The following is a 17,854-nucleotide window of genomic DNA, read 5'->3' on the forward strand; positions in this document are numbered from 1 at the left end:
CTAGTCCTCCTTGTGGTGAAACAGGTTGCGAAACAGGTGTCTGATGTTCGGGCTGTCGAAATGCCGGAATTTTGCGATGATGCGGTCTCGTTCTGATTTCTGCCGTTGATCCAACACGGCAACCAACCCGCCGACGGACATGGCAAGCTGTGCGTTTGCACGTTTCTGAGAGTTGCTTTGCCGCGCAACAAACTCCAAAAGCGCCTCTTGCTGGACCGAGCAGTCATTGAATACTCCAAGACTATCTTGCAGCTTTTTCAACGGCTTGATGATTGTCTTGAAATCCCGCGCGTCGAAAAGAGGGCCAAAGAACTCCATCAGATACCGCAGCTTCTTGCAGTCTATCCGCAAGTCATGCACCAATCCGTCCGGGGTATCCGACGTGATTTGCCGCGCCAATTTGCAAACTTTCCGGTAGCGTTTCCAAATCAGGGCGCAGGCGTACCCATAGGCTTCTCGGGTTGCGTTCGGACCGGGTTCAAGATTTCCAACGTTCGCAAAAAGGGCGGTCAGCTCTTTCATCTGACGGTCATAAGCAACGGACTTGAAACGCCGTGACAGAGCGTTGAAGGCTTGCGAACGCTCTTGCTCAAACTGGTGGAACATCGCCTCTGCACCTAAATGAATTTTGGGCGGTATTAGGTTGAAATATATACCTTTATCTAGCAAGTATACGTCAAGATCGCGAACCCGGCCCGTGGGGGCCATAAGGTCTGAAAAGGTGTGTTTCAGTGCAATCGTTTGTTCGCTTGAAAACACACCCTTGAAAAGGCTCAACACCGAGCGGACGCGCCGCAAGGATACGCGATAGTCGTGCAGATACTCGGTATCGATGTCAGCAATCACGCCAGCCTCGTTCTGGCGCGCAACAGCTAAGAAAGTCCGAATGATATCCGTTGCCACTTCTATTGACGGCTCAGTCTTGCCCAGCGAAATCTCTGGCTTAGCCTTATATGGAACCATGCCGGGGTACAGCGCGCCGAACAGAGTCTCCGCCTCGCTTGCCTCCGATGTCAGCGTGCCCAAAGTCTTGCAAACTGCCTTGAAAGCGCGATCGTAGCCTTTCATCTTATGGACGATCACGACATTCGCGCGGTGGTCGCCTGCCCCAAAAGACAGCACAGCGCCGCGTACCTGCGTCTTGAGCTGGTCATCCAAAACCACAAACCTTTGGGTCTGGAGTGTTCCCTTCCCCACGCTGGTCAGCGCACGCAACCTTGGGAACGTCTTCAAGGCGGCTTTGACTGAACCATCTGGGAAATCCTGTACAAATTTCTCTTTTCCGGTTGTTCTCTGCAAAGCAGTGCCGCCGCGCCCTTGGAAAATGCGCAGCGCCCCGCCTGACTGGATCAAGAAGTCTCCAGACGCTCTGATCGACTGATCGTGACAATCAAGCACATCAAAGGTCTGTTCCGCTGCGGCTGGCTCAACCTTGAGTGTGAGATTTTTGAGAGACTTCGATAACCGGTTCGGTTCAAACCGCTCCGGCAGGAAAAAAACGGTGTCCTTTCCTTTCATCGTGATCTTTCCATCGGCACCGCCGAGGACAAGCCGATCACAAAGCTATCAACGGTAGCCGGGCTTCGTATCGCGCACTTCCCGCAAAACAAATGCGTCTTACTGCCCCGTCGCAAGGGCAGGTTTTTCACGTGCTTTGCGCTTTGTTCCCGGGCTTCCCAGGTTTTGGGTATTAATGACAGCATAAGGTCATCAGATCGCCGCCTTCCGACAAAATCAAGTAAATCAATCCACCGTATGGCCATGATAAAGAGAGTGATAAACGACACCTGAACTATCTGATGACAGCATTGGCTAGCATCGCTAAGACACAAGCATGACTGACCCGGTTTCTTCTATCCGAAATCTTGGACCCGCTTACGAGCAAGCCTGCGCTCGCGCGGGTATTCACTCGGCGCAGGAATTGCGTGAGATCGGCGCAGATGCGGCTTATGCTAAGTTGCTTAGGTCTGGGTCACGCCCACATTTCATCGGCTACTACGTGTTGGTCATGGGCCTGCAAGGACGTCCTTGGAACGATTGCAAGGGCGACGAGAAAAAAGCGCTGCGTCAACGATTTGATGCAATCAAGGCCAGCATTGAGACTGCGCCTGAAACCCAGATGATCCTGGACCTTGATGCGATCGGAGTCCGCGTCTCAGCGGACGACCTGAAGTCCGAATAGAAAAAGCCGCCCCCGAGAACCGAAGGCGGCCTTTCAATCTTACTAGGCGACGTATTAGCCGACCAGTTCGATGCCCGAGAAGAAGTACGCGATCTCGACCGCTGCGGTCTCAGGTGCGTCCGAACCGTGGACCGAGTTCTCACCAACGGATTCAGCGAACTCGGCGCGGATGGTACCTGCGGCTGCGTCGGCGGGGTTGGTTGCGCCCATGACTTCACGGTTCTTGGCAATGGCGCCTTCGCCTTCCAGAACCTGAACAACGACCGGAGCCGACGACATGAATTCACACAGCTCGTCATAGAACGGACGCTCGGCGTGGACTTCGTAGAACTTGCCGGCTTGTTCTTTGGTCATGTGGATGCGTTTTTGCGCAACGATGCGCAGGCCAGCTTCTTCAAACTTGGCGTTGATCTTGCCAGTCAGGTTGCGGCGGGTTGCGTCAGGCTTGATGATTGAGAAAGTGCGTTCCAGTGCCATGTCGGGCTCTCCTTAATGCTCGGCGCGAGGCTCGCGCCCAAATCCATCGCGCGCCGCCTAGCACGGTATGCGCGTCAAGAAAAGCACTATGATGGCCAAGCGATCAGATCGCGCCCGGCAACGGGTCCAACCGGTCAACGCGACGCACATAGAGCACAGCCAACAACCCCGCGAAGCTGCTGCCGCACATCATCGACAACACAACGAATGGGCCATTTTCCGCACTGACGAGGGCACCAGTCGCCGAGGTCAGCACCGCGCCAAGCGCCACGATCATTGCCCCAGCCAGACCAGCCGCACTGCCTGCCAGTTTTGGCCGCACCGACATCACCCCGGCCGATGCGTTGGCATTGGTCAATCCATTGCCAAATCCTACGCAGATGGCCGAACCGAAGAACACCCAGACCGAACCCGCGTTGCCCAGAAACAGAAGCAATCCACAGAACGGTCCGGCCGAAGCAACGATCCGTCCGATCAGGATCATCGTCGTTAATCTCGTGCGCGCGGCGATGCGTCCCGTGATGAAATTACCAACCATAAAGCCGCCGGTAATGATCCCGATACCAAGCCCCAGCATCGCGGGGCTCAGATCGAACCACGCGGCCGCCACTAGGGGGGCGCCTGTAATAAAGCTGAAAAAGCCGCCAATCGAAAACGCTGCGCATAAGGCGTAGCCCCAGAATCTGCGGGCGCGGAACAGATGTGGATACTCGCGCAACTGTGCTGCGAATGTAGACGACCGGTTCGTGTTGGTTTCCCCCATATCGAACCACAGCAAGACCAAAAGCCCCGCGCCCAGCAGCGAATACAAAACGAACCCAGCGCGCCAGCCGAATAGCATATCCAACGCGCCGCCCAGCATCGGACCCAACATCGGCGCCAAAGCCATCGCCATCGTCACATAGCCCAGTTTGCTGGCCGCTTCGTTCGGCGGATAGCGATCGCGGATCGAAGCGCTGGACAGAACCGACCCCGCCACCACTGCGGCCTGCATCAGGCGAAACCCGAGGAACAACCAGATCGTTTCGGCCAAAACACAACCTACCGAGGCGCAGACGAAGATGGACATGCAGATTAACAACACTGGCCTTCGCCCATAACGATCCGACAGTGGCCCCATGATCAACTGAAGCACCGCTGAAACTGCGAGGTAGCCAGCCACCGAAAGGTTCACGAGGCCGTACTCTGCCTCAAAATCAGCGCTCATGTTCGCCAGTGACGGCAGGAACATGTTCAACGACAACACAGATAGGGCCGTGGCAAATATCAGCGTGATCAGGGATGGGGGCGTTTGGGCCGCTCGCATGCCAAAAAACCGTTTCGTTACAACAAATGAGACAGCGCTAGCACATCGCGTAGATATTGAACATGGCAAGCCGCTGGCGGCGGCATCACGGCTCTGCTAAGAGCGGCCCATGTTAAGGATCGAAGACATCAACTATGCCGTCGAAGGCCGCCCGCTTTTTGACGGGGCAAGCGCGACCATTCCAGATGGTCACAAGGTTGGGCTTGTGGGTCGCAATGGCACAGGCAAAACCACCCTTTTCCGCCTTATCCGCGGAGAGCTTGCTCTGGAATCCGGCAATATCGTGCTGCCGAAACGCGCTCGCATTGGTGGCGTGGCGCAAGAGGTCCCCTCGTCCGATGTCTCGCTGATCGACACCGTACTGGCCGCCGATACCGAACGCAGCGCGCTGATGGCCGAGGCCGACAATGCCACAGACCCCGCCCGCATTGCCGAGATTCAAACCCGTCTCACCGATATCGACGCATGGTCAGCCGAGGCGCGAGCAGCCTCGATCCTCAAGGGGCTGGGGTTTGACGACGCGGACCAACAACGCCCCTGTTCGGATTTCTCGGGCGGATGGCGGATGCGTGTAGCGCTGGCGGCCGTACTGTTCTCGCAACCCGACCTGTTGCTTCTGGACGAACCGACCAACTATTTGGACCTCGAAGGCGCCTTGTGGCTGGAAAGCTACCTGTCCAAATACCCGCACACCGTGATCATCATCAGCCACGATCGTGGGCTGCTGAACCGCGCTGTCGGCTCGATCCTGCATCTGGAGGACCGCAAACTGACGTACTACGCGGTGCCTTACGACAAATTCGCCGAACGCCGCGCCGAGCGTCTGGCGCAGGCCGAGTCCGAAAACACCAAGGCCAAGGCGCGCATCGCTCATCTGCAAAGTTTCGCGGATCGCTTCCGGTATAAGGCGTCAAAGGCCGTACAGGCGCAGTCGCGCTTGAAAATGATCGAGCGCATCCAACTCGTCTCGACCCCGCAAGAGGCCGCCCTGCGCGCATTTTCCTTCCCCGAACCCGAGGAGCTTTCGCCGCCGATCATCCAGATCGAAGGTGGCGTGACGGGATACGGCGAGACCGAGGTTCTGCGCCGCCTGAACCTGCGCATCGATCAGGACGACCGGATCGCGCTGCTGGGCAAGAACGGTCAGGGAAAATCGACGCTGTCCAAGCTGTTATCTGACCGCCTGCCCCTGATGGCCGGAAAAATGACCCGCAGCAACAAGCTGCGTATCGGATATTTCGCGCAGCATCAGGTCGATGAGTTGTATGTTGACGAAACCCCCTTGGACCACTTGCGCCGCCTGCGGCCGGACGAAGCTCCGGATAAATGGCGGTCAAGATTGGCTGGGTTCGGACTGAATGCGGATCAGGCCGAAACTCGGGTTGGTCGTCTTTCGGGGGGTCAAAAGGCCCGGCTGTCGCTGTTGATCGCAACGATTGACGCCCCGCATATGTTGATCCTCGACGAGCCGACCAACCATCTGGATATTGAAAGCCGGGAAGCACTGGTCGAAGCCCTGACCGCTTATTCAGGCGCGGTGGTTCTGGTCAGCCACGACATGCACCTGCTGTCGCTGGTGGCGGACCGGCTTTGGCTGGTATCTGACGGCACAGTCAAACCCTTTGACGGCGACCTTGAGGCATACCGCGCCTTGCTGCTGGCCCGCGAAAAGCCCGTAAAGACCAAGCCCCAGATCGCAAAACCCAAACGCCCTTCCCGCGAGGCGATGCTGGCCCTGCGTGCTGATCTGCGAAAGTGCGAGGACAGGATCGAGAAACTGACGGATATGCACGAAAAGCTCTCGGCCAAGCTTGCGGACCCGTTGCTGTACGAAGACGACAGGATCAACGATCTGGAAACATGGAACCGCAAATTCGCCGAGGTGGTCGAGGCGATGCAAAAGGCCGAAGCCCTCTGGGTCGCTGCGGCGGAACGTCTTGAAGAAGCCGAAGCGCCATGAAGAAACCTGTTGTCGAGACACAGGCCATGATTGCGGGTATGCGCCCGCAGCTTCTGGCCGGAGAATACGCTTTTGTCACCTGGCCTGATGAGAAGGACTGGCCCAAAGGCACGAGGGCAAGCTGCGCCGAAGCCGAAGGGCTGTCCCTTATCGTACCGCGCCACGCAGCGCCCAAACACGCGGTTGCAATGCGGTGTATCACGTTGCAGGTCCATTCATCGCTGGAAGGCGTCGGGCTGACGGCGGCTGTGTCGGGCGCATTGGCTCGGCACAATATCCCGGCGAACATGGTTGCGGGTTACCATCACGATCACGTTTACGTTCCAAGCGCTCTGGCCGACAAAGCTGTGGCCATATTGATGGATCTGCAACAAGGTAGTGGGGAATGATCGACCTCGCCTTTTTCATAACTGCTTTCACCACCATGTTCGTTGTGATCGACCCGTTCGGCACGACGCCCATTTTCGTCGCTCTGACACAAGACATGGAGACTGCAGCACGGCGCAAAACCGCGATCCGCAGTTGCCTGACAGCGGTGTGCATCCTGATCGCATTTGCAGCCTTTGGAGAGGCGGTGCTTGGGTTTGTGGGCATTTCGATGGCCGCGTTCCGGGTGGCCGGAGGCGCATTGCTGTTCCTGACCGCACTGGACATGCTGTTTGAACGGCGCACGAAACGGCGCGAAGACCGGGCCGAAGAAGAAGAACACCCTGACCCGTCCGTCTTTCCTTTGGCCATCCCGCTGATTGCCGGGCCGGGTTCGATAGCAACGATCATCCTGCTTGCAGGTCAGAACCCCGGCATTCAGGGGATCGCCGCCGCCTGCGCGGTGATGCTGGCGGTTATGGCCGTGGTGTTCATATTTTTCCTGTCAGGGGGAATGATTGCGCGTCTGCTTGGCAAAACGGGTTTGAACGTGCTGACCCGCCTGCTTGGGATGCTGTTGGCGGCGCTATCGGTTCAATTCATTTTGGACGGCCTCAAGGACTTTGGATTCGCGTCATAAATCCCCATATACGTGCAAGAGTTTAGTGTTGAGGTTTCGGTATGGATGGCGACAACATTGCGCGTCTTGCTTATTTGGGGCTGCTTGGGGCGGCTGTCGTTGCCTGGTTTTTGTCTCAGAACCGGCAAACCCTGAATAAAACGCTGCAACAGGCGATGGCCTGGGTGTTCATCTTTATCGGCGTGATTGCCGTGGTTGGCCTGTGGGAAGACATTCGCACAACCACTGGCCCTGCCCCTCAGATGACCGTGACGGGCGAGACGATCGAGGTTCCGCGCGCCTATGATGGTCACTACTACCTGCCCGTCTTGGTGAACGGAGAGCCGATCACCTTCCTTGTCGATACCGGTGCCAGTCAGATTGTCCTGAGTGCTCAGGACGCCACCCGCGTAGGCATTGATCCCGATCAGCTGAACTATTTCGGTCGCGCGGCCACCGCGAACGGAGAAGTCCGGACGGCACCCGTTCGGCTTGAGACCTTCACGGTGGGTCCAATCACCGATCAGAATGTCTCGGCCTGGATCAATGAGGGCGAGCTGCACAAATCCCTTCTGGGGATGGATTACCTGCATAGGTTCTCGAACATCCAGTTTGCAGACGGTCGGATGATTTTGTCCCGCTGAGGGCATTTCCAAATTGAGAACAAAGTAAGAACATGCTAGATTGAAAGCATGTCTACCCATCTTCTTGGCCGCAAACCCGCACGTGAAGCGCCGGGCATAAACCTTGATCCGCAGATCGCCCTGCAACTGGGTCGCGTGCACGAAGCCTGCGGCCCCGCCCGGCGCAGCTTTGCCATGTGGCTGGCGGGTCAGGCGCAGGGACCGGTGCTGTGGATTTCCCCTGCGTGGGAGCCGGGCCAGTTGAATCCCGACGGGATGATGCCCTTTGCGGATCCGGCCCGGTTCATCTTTGTCCACCCCACCCGTGCCGAAGACGTGCTGTGGTGCCTTGAAGAAGCACTGCGCAGTGGGGCCATTCCGCTGGTGATCGGAGATTTGCCCGGTGCCCCCGGCCTGACACCCGTGCGCCGGATGCATCTGGCCGCCGAACAGGGCGGCGCGATGGGGCGGGCTCCGCTGGGGTTGCTGCTAACCCCCGGCGATGGCGGTGCACAGGGGGTCGAGACGCGCTGGCACATGGCGGCCGATCATCAGGGCGAGGCCCGCCGCTGGACCCTGACCCGCCGCCGCGCCCGCGCCCTGCCCCCGGTCAGTTGGCAGGCCACTCAGACCAAACCGCGTGCGGGGCTGAACCTGCGCCGGGTGAAAACCGAAGACGCCCGCGTGTGACACTGGCAGAAGATCACGCAAGATGTGACTAGCCAAAACTAAACCCGCGCCCTAGCGTGCCGGAATGAGCCATCCGATCCACGACAGCCGCTATTCCTGGCTTCGCCTTTTGATCACACTCGCCATTGCGATGGTGGCGAATGTGGGCATGTGGGCCGTGATCGTGGTGATGCCCGCAATCGAGGCGCAGTTCGACGCAGGCCGCGCCGAAGCATCGTTTCCGTATGTCCTGTCCATGATCGGCTTTGCGCTTGGCAACATGTGGCTGGGCCAACTGGTGGATCGACTGGGCGTGACCAAGGCGCTGATCGGGGCCGCGGTACTGAGCGCAATCAGCTACCTGCTTGCAACATGGGCGCCAAACATGGTGCTGCTGTCCGCCGCTCATCTGCTTCTGGGGCTGGGAACTTCGATCGGGTTTGGGCCGCTGATCGCCGATATCTCGCACTGGTTCATGAAGCGGCGCGGTATCGCTGTGGCGCTGGTGGCCAGCGGGAACTACTTGTCGGGCGCAATCTGGCCGACCCTGCTGTCCGGTATTCTGGCGCGTGAGGGATGGCAGCAGGTTTATCTGACGTTGGCGATCATCACGTTGGTCGTCGTGATCCCCTTGTCCCTGCTGCTGCGCCGTCAAGTCCCGGTCGAGGCCCACCAGACCGCCGCCGCAAACGCGCAGATCAACGCGCACAGTGTCGGCATATCCCCCCGAGCACTGCAATACATTCTGGGTCTGGCCGGGATCGGCTGTTGCGTGGCGATGTCGATGCCGCAGGTTCATATCGTCTCGTACTGCGTCGGGCTGGGATATGGCCCGGCGGTTGGGGCCGAGATGCTATCGCTGATGCTGCTTGGCGGTGTGGTCAGCCGGGTTATCTCGGGGATGGTCGCGGATAAGCTGGGCGGTTTGTACACGTTGCTGATCGGGTCGGTCCTGCAGTGCATCGCCCTGTTCTTGTTCCTTCCGTATGACGGGATGGTTTCCCTGTATGTCATCAGCCTCATGTTCGGGCTGGCGCAGGGCGGGATCGTGCCCAGCTATGCTTTGGTCGTGCGCGAATATATGCCTCCGCAAGAGGCAGGTGCGCGGGTTGGCTTTGTCATGATGATGACAATCATGGGTATGGCTCTGGGCGGGTGGATGTCCGGGTGGATTTACGATGTCACCGGAAATTACCAACTGGCCTTTATCAATGGCATCCTCTGGAACGGCCTGAACATCGCCATCCTGCTGATGCTGCTGAAACGGTCGCGTCCGCGCAGACAAGAGCTGCCTGCATGACCTTTCTGTCGCGGCGTACAGTATTGGCCGGGCTTGCCACTTTACCGATAGTCCGCCCCGCCTTGGCCGCGTTGCAACCTTACGAACTGGTGCAAGACGGGACATCCGTCGAATTTACCTTCGCGCTTTCGGGCATCACCCAATCCGGTAGGATGCCGATCCAAAGCGCTGATATTCAGATCGACCTTGGCAACCTGCCAAACAGCCGCGTTGCTGTTGTGCTGAGTGTTGCCGACGCCCGCACAAATATCCCCTTCGCCCGCAAACCGATGCTGAGCGAAAGCGTTCTGGATGCCGCGACTTTCCCGACCATTCAATTCAAGTCGACAAGTATCATACTGGGTGAAGGAGGTCGCATTTCTCGCGGAGCCAAGATAGTCGGAGACCTGACCGTTCGGGACATCACCCGCCCCATCGCGCTGCAGGCGAACCTGTTTCGGGAACGCGGCAGCGCCACCGACAGCCTTGATGACCTCTCGATCCGCCTGACCGGAGCATTAAACAGGCACGACTTCGGCGCGTCCGGCTATGCTGATCTTGTGCAGGACACTGTCGGGCTGGACATCCAAGCCCGTATTAAACGCACCGGATAGACGAAAAACGACGCCACAAAGTCGATAAGCTGCGCGCGTCCCGCTCTGGATGCGCCAATCTGAGGCCATTATGCGCACCGTCATTTCTTTTGCCGCCCTGTTCCTCTCGGTCATACTGCTGCAGCTTTCGACCGGCGGCGTCGGCCCTTTGGATGCCATCTCGGGACTCACGCTTGAGTTCACGACCGAGCAGATCGGTCTTTTAGGCTCGGCACATTTTATCGGGTTCTTTGTCGGCTGCTGGTGGGCGCCGCGCCTTATGGGAAGCGTCGGTCACTCGCGGGCTTTTGCTGTCTGCACCGCTTTGGGTGCAATGGGCCTTCTGGGACATACTTTGACCGAAAACCCATATGTCTGGGCCGTGCTTCGTATCGCGTCAGGCACTTGCGTTGCCGGGTGCTATACCGTGATCGAGGCTTGGCTGAACGCCAAGGTGACCAACGAGACGCGCGGGCGTGCGATGGGCACGTACCGGATCGCGGATATGGGCGCGTCCCTATGCGCGCAGTTGATCATCGCCGTTCTGCCGCCTGCGTCCTATGTCTCGTACAATCTGCTGGCTATTTTGTGCTGCGCGTCCCTGTTGCCTTTGGCCCTGACCCGGGCAAGCCAGCCGAAAACCCCCGACGCGCCGCGGTTGCGACCCAAGCTTGCGTGGCACAGCTCCCCCTTGGCCGTGGCAGGCGTTATTGTGGCCGCGCTAAGCTCGGCATCGTTTCGGATGGTTGGTCCGGTTTACGGGCAAGAGGTTGGTTTGGACGTAGACCAGATCGCTTTCTTCCTGGCGTCATTTGTCTTGGGTGGGGCGCTGGCGCAGTACCCTCTGGGCTGGCTGGCCGACAAATATGACCGCCGCTGGGTGTTGATCTGGCTATCGGTCGCCGCCGTTCTAAGCTGCGGCGTGACCATGGCCGCAAGTGGTGCCGGGACGTTGGGCGTGATGCTGGCCGCGGGACTGTTTGGCCTGACGACCTTTCCCATCTTTTCGGTCTCGTCCGCCCACGCAAATGACTTTGCCACAACGGAACAGAGGGTCGAGCTATCTGCCGCGTTGATGTTCTGGTACGCGCTCGGGGCGATTGCCTCTCCATACATCTCGTCCACCCTGATTCAGCAGTTCGGGCCGGGTGCCCTGTTCGCATTTGTGGCGGTTGGTCACGTCGGGTTGATTGTTTTCGGCCTTGCCCGAATGCAGTCGCGTCCAACACCCGAGGAGCGCACGAATTACGTCTATGCGCCGCGCACTTCTTTCACAATCGGGCGGCTGCTGAAGAAGTCGCGGGAAGAACACAAACCCTAGCCCCGATCGCCGGATTTTCGCATCCAAACCGGCAAGTAAGCAAAAGCCGGGGTTTTGCTGGCCGGTCACATCATGTAGACGGGCGCGCAGTTAGATACGTGGAAGCACAAAATGGCTCGGATTCTCATCACCTCGGCGATCCCTTACATCAATGGGATCAAGCACCTCGGCAACCTGATCGGCTCGCAACTGCCTGCTGATCTGTACGCGCGCTATCAGCGTGGCCGGGGGAACGAGGTCATGTTCCTGTGCGCCACGGATGAACACGGCACCCCGGCAGAGCTGGCCGCGGCCAAAGCAGGCCAGCCCGTGGCCGAGTATTGCGCCCAGATGCACGGTGTTCAGGCCGACATTGCGCAGCGCTTTGGGCTGAGCTTTGATCACTTTGGCCGCTCGTCCAGCGATCAGAACAAGCACCTGACCCAACATTTTGCCGGTAAGCTGGACGACGCGGGTTTGATCCGTGAGGTCAGCGAAAAACAGGTCTATTCAAACGCCGATGGCCGCTTCCTGCCCGACCGTTATATCGAGGGCACCTGCCCCAATTGCGGCTACGACCGCGCGCGCGGAGATCAGTGCGAGAACTGCACCAAGCAGTTGGACCCGACTGATCTGATCGAGCCGCGCAGCGCCATCAGCGGCTCGACCGATCTTGAGGTGCGTGAGACCAAGCACCTGTATCTGCGCCAATCCGCGATGAAGGATCAGTTGGATGCGTGGATCGACAGCAAGACCGACTGGCCGATCCTGACCACCTCGATTGCGAAGAAATGGCTGCATGACGGCGACGGCCTGCAGGATCGCGGCATCACCCGCGATCTGGACTGGGGTGTTCCGGTCAAGAAAGGCGATCAGGACTGGCCGGGGATGGAAGGCAAGGTCTTCTATGTCTGGTTCGACGCGCCAATCGAATATATCGCCTGCGCCAAGGAATGGGCCGATGCCAGCGGCAAACCGGATGCCGAGTGGGAACGCTGGTGGCGCACCGACAAGGGCGCGGACGATGTGCGTTATGTGCAGTTCATGGGCAAGGATAACGTGCCCTTCCACACCCTGTCCTTCCCGGCGACCATTCTGGGCTCGGGTGAGCCGTGGAAGATGGTCGATCATCTGAAATCCTTCAACTACCTGAACTATGACGGCGGCCAGTTCTCGACCAGCCAAGGGCGTGGCGTGTTCATGGATCAGGCGCTGGAAATCCTGCCCGCCGATTTCTGGCGCTGGTGGCTGCTGAGCCATGCGCCCGAAAGCAGCGACAGCGAATTCACCTGGGAGAATTTCCAGCAATCAGTGAACAAGGACTTGGCCGACGTGCTGGGCAACTTTGTCAGCCGGATCACCAAGTTCTGCCGCTCGAAATTCGGTGAGGCTGTGCCCGAAGGCGGCACTTTTGGAGAGCGAGAACAAGAGCTTATCGCGGAACTCACCCGCCGCGTTCGCGCCTATGAAGGGTTCATGGAGGCGATGGAGGTCCGCAAATCCGCGCAGGAACTCCGCGCGATCTGGGTCGCGGGCAATGAATATCTGCAATCGGCGGCCCCTTGGTCCACCTTCAAGGAAGACCCCGAACAGGCCGCCGCGCAGGTGCGTCTGGGTCTGAACCTGATCCGGCTTTATGCGGTGCTGAGCGCGCCGTTCATCCCCGAAACCTCGGCCAAGATGCTCAGCGCGATGAACACGCTGGATACAAGCTGGCCGGATGACGTGGCCGCAGCGCTGGATGCACTGCCAGCGGGTCACGAGTTCTCGGTTCCGGATGTGCTGTTCGCCAAAATCACGGATGAGCAACGCGAAGACTGGCAAACACGTTTCGCCGGAACGCGCGACTAAGCCTATTGCTCCAACCGATCAAACACTCAAAGGAGGCGTTTTCGCCTCCTTTTTGATTCCACCCTCTACACCGAATCCGCAAACGGCCCTCACGTTGGCTGATGTCAGCCCGTGTCTGCTCGTAAACCTGCGCTTTGTCGTAAGAAATTCCGATGACAATCCCGATCAAGGCACGTCAACACGCTTGAGAAATGAACTCAAACCCGCCATCCTGATCGAAAGTTCACACGACTCGAATGGCCGCTGCAGTCCGAGTTGCGTTCAGTTTTAATTCATGAGGCAATTGCCATGTCCCTTGCATCGACGTTTTTGAAGTTTCGTCAATTCGGTTCGACACCCAAGTTCTTTCGACACGCCGCCGTTTTGACTGTTATCGGACTGGCAAACCCTGCGTATGCTCAGGACCAAAGCGATGCCCCGCCGCCCAAGGTGTCGATCGCAGCAGCCTACACTCAGGAAATCACAGCCGAATCTGTTTTCATCGGACGGGCCGAAGCACTTGATCGGGCGGACATTGTGGCCCGTGTCAGTGGATTTCTGGACAGTCAAACCGTCGAGGATGGCGCGTTGGTGAACCGGGGTGACCTGCTATTCACGATCGAACCCGACCTGTATCAAGCCACGCTTGAGGCACGCAACGCCGACCTCGACCGCGCCGAGGCCAATCTGGAACTGGCCAAGGTCGAACTCGCCCGGAAAGAAGAGCTGTACAAGCGCGATGCCACCCCGGAATCGGAACGGGACATCGCCCGCGCGAACGAGCTGGTAGCTCAAGCCGAGGTAAAAGCTGCCCAAGCAGCGATCCAGCAAGCTCAACTGGATTTGAGCTATACAGAAATTCACGCACCTTTCACGGGTCGCATAGGACGGGTGGCGACCAGCGTCGGCGATGTTGTCGGGCCGAATAATCCCCCCTTGGTCAACATCGTCAGCGAGGCTCCGATCTACGTCAATTTCTCTTTGAACGAAAAGCAGTTCACAACGGTTCTGGAAGCTGTCGGAGAAAGTGCCGCATCGCTGGCTGAAAGCAACAAAAGCCCCGTCGTGAAGGTAATACTACCGAACGGGTCAGAGCTGGCCGAAACCGGGGAAATCGTTTTCGTCGATAACCGGATTGACCCCCTAACCGGGGCAATCACCGTGCGCGCAGAGTTCCCGAACACCGACCGGCTGATCGTTGACGGCGCATTCCTGAGCGTTCAGATCGAAGCCTTTGAACCCACTCTCGAAGTTCTGATACCGCAGGCAGCCTTGCAGCGCGATCAGCGTGGTGAGTTTGTTTTGGTGGTCAATGATCAGCAGATGGTTGAACAACGCTATATTACCACGGGCCAGTCCGAGGGATCTGCGATCATCGTCAAGGATGGTCTGCGCGAGGGCGAAAGCGTCATTGTCGAGGGTCTACAGCGGGTCAGGCCGGGCGTGGCGGTGGACGCGGTCGTCGCGTCCGAGCAGCCGGGAGAATAACGGATGTTCTCAGCCCTGTTCATTAGCCGGCCAAAGCTGGCACTTGTTATTTCGCTTGTCCTGACCATCATGGGGACTATCGGCTATATGGTTCTACCTGTGGCGCAGTTCCCCGACATCACGCCACCTGTGGTGAGTGTGACAACCACCTACACTGGTGCAAACGCCGAGACGGTGGAAAATACCGTTGCCGCACCGATCGAAGCGCAGGTGAACGGTGTGGACGACATGATTTACATGACGTCTACGTCCTCGGACAACGGATCTTATTCTCTTAACATTACCTTTGAGGTCGGCACCGACCCGGATATCGCCTCGGTCAACGTGCAAAACCGTGTCGCGCAGGCGATGTCGTCACTGCCGTCCGAAGTGACTTCGTCTGGCGTTGTCACGCAAAAGGCGTCGACCAACATGCTGTTGCTGGTGACACTGACCTCGCCCAACGGAACCTATGACAGCGTTTTCCTGTCAAACTATGCCTCGATCAACCTGAAAGACGCGCTGGCGCGTGTGCAGGGCGTGGGCAAAGCCGATGTTCTAACCAATCTGGAATACGCCATGCGGATCTGGATGGACCCGGACAAGATGGCCGCTCTGTCCATCACCCCCGGCGATGTGATCACTGCCATTCGGGAACAGAACGTCGAGGTGTCCGCAGGTTCAATCGGCGCGCCTCCGGTACCTGAAGGCCAGACCTTCCAATACACCATCAAGACCAAGGGGCGTCTGACCTCGGCTGATGAGTTTGGCGACATCGTCATCCGAACAGGCGAAGCGGGCTCGATCGTTCGGGTAAAGGACATCGCGCGCGTTGAATTGGGGGCTCAGTACTATGCGGCCTCTGGTTATTTTGAAAGCGTTCCAGCGACTGTCATCGGTATTTATCAGGCACCCGGTGCCAACGCTCTGGCAGTATCGGAACGGGTACAGACCGAGCTTGATCGCCTGTCGCGCGCGTTCCCGACCGATGTGGAATACCAAGTGCCGTTCAACACGACGGATTTTGTCCAACAATCGCTGAACGATGTGGTCTCGACCCTGATCTTGACCTTTATCCTCGTGATCTCGGTCGTGTTCGTTTTTCTTGGCAGTTGGCGGGCGACCATCATTCCGGCCGTCGCGATTCCGGTATCACTTATCGGGACATTTGCGTTTCTGCTGGCCTTTGGAATGTCACTGAACACGATCTCGCTGTTCGCGTTGGTGTTGGCAATCGGGATCGTGGTGGATGACGCCATCGTGGTCGTGGAAAACGTCGAGAGGATCATCGCGGAGGAAGGCTTACCCCCCGCCGAGGCTACTCGTAAGGCAATGGGGCAAATCACAGGTCCGGTCATTGCAACCACGCTTGTTCTGCTGGCCGTGTTCGTCCCGGTCACCTTCATGCCCGGAATTTCAGGGCGTCTTTATTCGCAGTTTGCTGTGACCATCTCGACCGCCGTGGTGATCTCGTCGATCAACGCCCTGACACTGTCGCCTGCTTTGTGCGGACTGGTTCTTCGGGAACGCTCTGGCCCACCCAAGGGGGTGCTGGCCGTGTTTGAAAAGTTCATCGGGTCGGTTCGTAACGGCTATGTCGCGATTGTCCGAAAACTGTTGATTTTGCCAATCGTCGCGCTTGGGATCGTCGTGGCTTTGGCCATGGGAACCGGAACGATTATGACCAACACCTCAAGCGGGTTCATTCCCCTTGAGGACAACGGTTATCTGTTTGTCGACATTCAGTTGCCCGACGCCGCGACGTTGGAGCGCACAGAAACGGTTTCCAGCCGCGTAGACGAGCAAATTCAACAAATCCCCGGCGTTGCAAGCACGGTTCTGATCAACGGCTTTTCGCTGTTGAACGGCACAATCACCAACGGAGCCGCGATCTTTGTCAACCTCGACAACTGGGATGAACGTCAGGAAGACGATCTGAGCGCTGATGCAATTCTGGCCAAGGTTCTGGCGATTGCAAACGGGGAATCCGCAGCCTCGATCGTGGCCTTCAACCCGCCTCCGATTCAAGGCTTGGGTATGTCGGCAGGTGTCGAGATGGAAGTTCAGCAGACTGGCGGCGGCTCACCGCAAGATCTTGCCTCGGCAGTGGGGTCTTTCGTGTACTCGGCTAACCAGAGGCCCGAGATCGGGCAATCCTACACGACGTTCCGCGCAAACGTACCGCAACTTTTCGTCGATCTGGACCGCGAAAAAGCCAAGACCCTTCAAGTGTCCGTGGCCGAAGTATTCCAGACCATGCAAGCTCAGCTCGGGTCGTACTACGTGAACGACTTTAACCTGTTTGGCCGTGTTTATCGGGTGATGATCCAAGCCGAGGGAAGCTATCGCGACAATGTCGAGGACATTTCAAACCTCTATGTTCGCTCGACAAAAGGCGAAATGGTGCCCCTTGGAACACTGGTCGATGTCGAAAACGTGTTGGGCCCGGTCCTTCTCAAACGTCACAACCTTTTCAGGTCAGCGACAGTCACGGCGGTTCCCGCTGCGGGGCTATCGACGGGCGACGCGATCACCGTAATGACGGAAGAATCGGCAAACGCCCTGCCCCCAGGTTATTCGTTTGAGTGGACAGGGACTGCGCAACAGCAGCTTGCGTCCGGCGGACTGGTCATCGTGATCCTCGGACTGGCAATTCTGTTCGGCTATCTGTTCCTCGTTGGTCAGTATGAAAGCTGGACCCTGCCCGTTTCCATCCTGCTATCCGTCATCGTCGCCTTGTTCGGCGCGGTTGCGGCTGTGGCCATCGTTGGTAGTGACATCAACTTGTACACTCAGATCGGGATGATCATGCTCGTGGGGCTTGCATCGAAAAACGGCATCCTGATTGTCGAATTTGCGATGGAGCAAAGGGCAAACGGGCTACCGATCAAGGACGCTGCCGCCGAAGCCGCGTTTCAACGTTTCCGAGCCGTTATGATGACGGCCCTGTCCTTCCTTCTGGGTGTTGTGCCCCTGCTGGCGGCAAACGGCGCGGGCGCGGCCAGCCAGAAGGCCATCGGCGTTGCTGTCTTCGGCGGGATGCTGGCGGCCACACTGGTCGGAGTGATCGTCGTTCCAGTGCTATACGCCCTGATGCAAGGACTGCGTGAGTGGATGAAGGGCACCAAGAACGATCCGGGATCGCCCGAGAATGCAACCTGATCAGAAATAGTCCAAAATAGA

Annotated in this window: 15 protein-coding genes; 12 read left to right on the forward strand and 3 right to left on the reverse strand. The window is 58.2% G+C overall.

The window, feature by feature from the left end; translation table 11 throughout:
• Entirely contained in the window at positions 1 to 1,518 is a 1,518-nt protein-coding gene (locus ACR0B7_RS04985; RefSeq protein ID WP_170576515.1) for a CHAD domain-containing protein, read from the reverse strand.
• Between the two features lie 316 nt (positions 1,519 to 1,834).
• On the opposite strand from ACR0B7_RS04985, the gene ACR0B7_RS04990 reads away from it, so the two are divergent.
• Entirely contained in the window at positions 1,835 to 2,182 is a 348-nt protein-coding gene (locus tag ACR0B7_RS04990) for a TfoX/Sxy family protein (RefSeq protein WP_170482327.1), read from the forward strand.
• Between the two features lie 54 nt (positions 2,183 to 2,236).
• Here the strand turns inward: ACR0B7_RS04990 and ndk are convergent, their stop codons facing one another.
• Together ndk and ACR0B7_RS05000 are read right to left on the reverse strand one after the other, a co-directional pair.
• Positions 2,237 to 2,659, reverse strand: coding sequence for a nucleoside-diphosphate kinase (gene ndk, locus ACR0B7_RS04995; protein WP_155143779.1), 423 nt, complete (start codon positions 2,657 to 2,659; stop codon positions 2,237 to 2,239).
• Between the two features lie 103 nt (positions 2,660 to 2,762).
• A complete protein-coding gene (locus ACR0B7_RS05000) occupies positions 2,763 to 3,965 on the reverse strand; it encodes a multidrug effflux MFS transporter (protein ID WP_170482330.1) in 1,203 nt (400 codons plus the stop codon).
• Between the two features lie 109 nt (positions 3,966 to 4,074).
• On the opposite strand from ACR0B7_RS05000, the gene ACR0B7_RS05005 reads away from it, so the two are divergent.
• The 11 genes from ACR0B7_RS05005 (at position 4,075) to ACR0B7_RS05055 (ending at position 17,833) form a co-directional block, all read left to right on the forward strand.
• Complete coding sequence (locus tag ACR0B7_RS05005) at positions 4,075 to 5,925, forward strand: ABC-F family ATP-binding cassette domain-containing protein (protein ID WP_480681027.1); 1,851 nt, start codon at positions 4,075 to 4,077, stop codon at positions 5,923 to 5,925.
• Complete coding sequence (locus tag ACR0B7_RS05010) at positions 5,922 to 6,314, forward strand: ACT domain-containing protein (protein ID WP_170482336.1); 393 nt, start codon at positions 5,922 to 5,924, stop codon at positions 6,312 to 6,314. Before ACR0B7_RS05005 ends, ACR0B7_RS05010 begins: the two co-directional genes overlap by 4 nt.
• Entirely contained in the window at positions 6,311 to 6,931 is a 621-nt protein-coding gene (locus tag ACR0B7_RS05015; protein WP_170416984.1) for a MarC family protein, read from the forward strand. Before ACR0B7_RS05010 ends, ACR0B7_RS05015 begins: the two co-directional genes overlap by 4 nt.
• A gap of 41 nt (positions 6,932 to 6,972) precedes the next feature.
• Entirely contained in the window at positions 6,973 to 7,554 is a 582-nt protein-coding gene (locus ACR0B7_RS05020; RefSeq protein WP_170383947.1) for a TIGR02281 family clan AA aspartic protease, read from the forward strand.
• A 48-nt stretch (positions 7,555 to 7,602) separates the two neighbouring features.
• Positions 7,603 to 8,223 carry a hypothetical protein gene (locus ACR0B7_RS05025; protein WP_170482339.1) on the forward strand — a complete coding sequence of 207 codons (621 nt, stop codon included), beginning with the start codon at positions 7,603 to 7,605 and terminating at the stop codon, positions 8,221 to 8,223.
• Between the two features lie 64 nt (positions 8,224 to 8,287).
• Positions 8,288 to 9,502, forward strand: coding sequence for an MFS transporter (locus ACR0B7_RS05030; protein ID WP_170482342.1), 1,215 nt, complete (start codon positions 8,288 to 8,290; stop codon positions 9,500 to 9,502).
• Positions 9,499 to 10,095 carry a YceI family protein gene (locus ACR0B7_RS05035; RefSeq protein ID WP_170482346.1) on the forward strand — a complete coding sequence of 199 codons (597 nt, stop codon included), beginning with the start codon at positions 9,499 to 9,501 and terminating at the stop codon, positions 10,093 to 10,095. Before ACR0B7_RS05030 ends, ACR0B7_RS05035 begins: the two co-directional genes overlap by 4 nt.
• A gap of 70 nt (positions 10,096 to 10,165) precedes the next feature.
• The gene (locus ACR0B7_RS05040; RefSeq protein WP_170482349.1) at positions 10,166 to 11,395 is read left to right on the forward strand and encodes an MFS transporter; all 1,230 of its coding nucleotides are present in this window, start codon (positions 10,166 to 10,168) and stop codon (positions 11,393 to 11,395) included.
• 111 nt (positions 11,396 to 11,506) lie between these two features.
• Positions 11,507 to 13,225: a methionine--tRNA ligase gene (gene metG, locus ACR0B7_RS05045; RefSeq protein ID WP_170482352.1), complete on the forward strand. Its 1,719-nt coding sequence runs from the start codon at positions 11,507 to 11,509 to the stop codon at positions 13,223 to 13,225.
• A gap of 288 nt (positions 13,226 to 13,513) precedes the next feature.
• Positions 13,514 to 14,692, forward strand: coding sequence for an efflux RND transporter periplasmic adaptor subunit (locus tag ACR0B7_RS05050; RefSeq protein WP_170482355.1), 1,179 nt, complete (start codon positions 13,514 to 13,516; stop codon positions 14,690 to 14,692).
• A gap of 3 nt (positions 14,693 to 14,695) precedes the next feature.
• Positions 14,696 to 17,833, forward strand: coding sequence for an efflux RND transporter permease subunit (locus ACR0B7_RS05055; protein WP_170416970.1), 3,138 nt, complete (start codon positions 14,696 to 14,698; stop codon positions 17,831 to 17,833).
• The last annotated feature ends 21 nt before the right edge of the window (positions 17,834 to 17,854 follow it).

The organism is Ruegeria sp. BB6 (genome assembly GCF_056539385.1).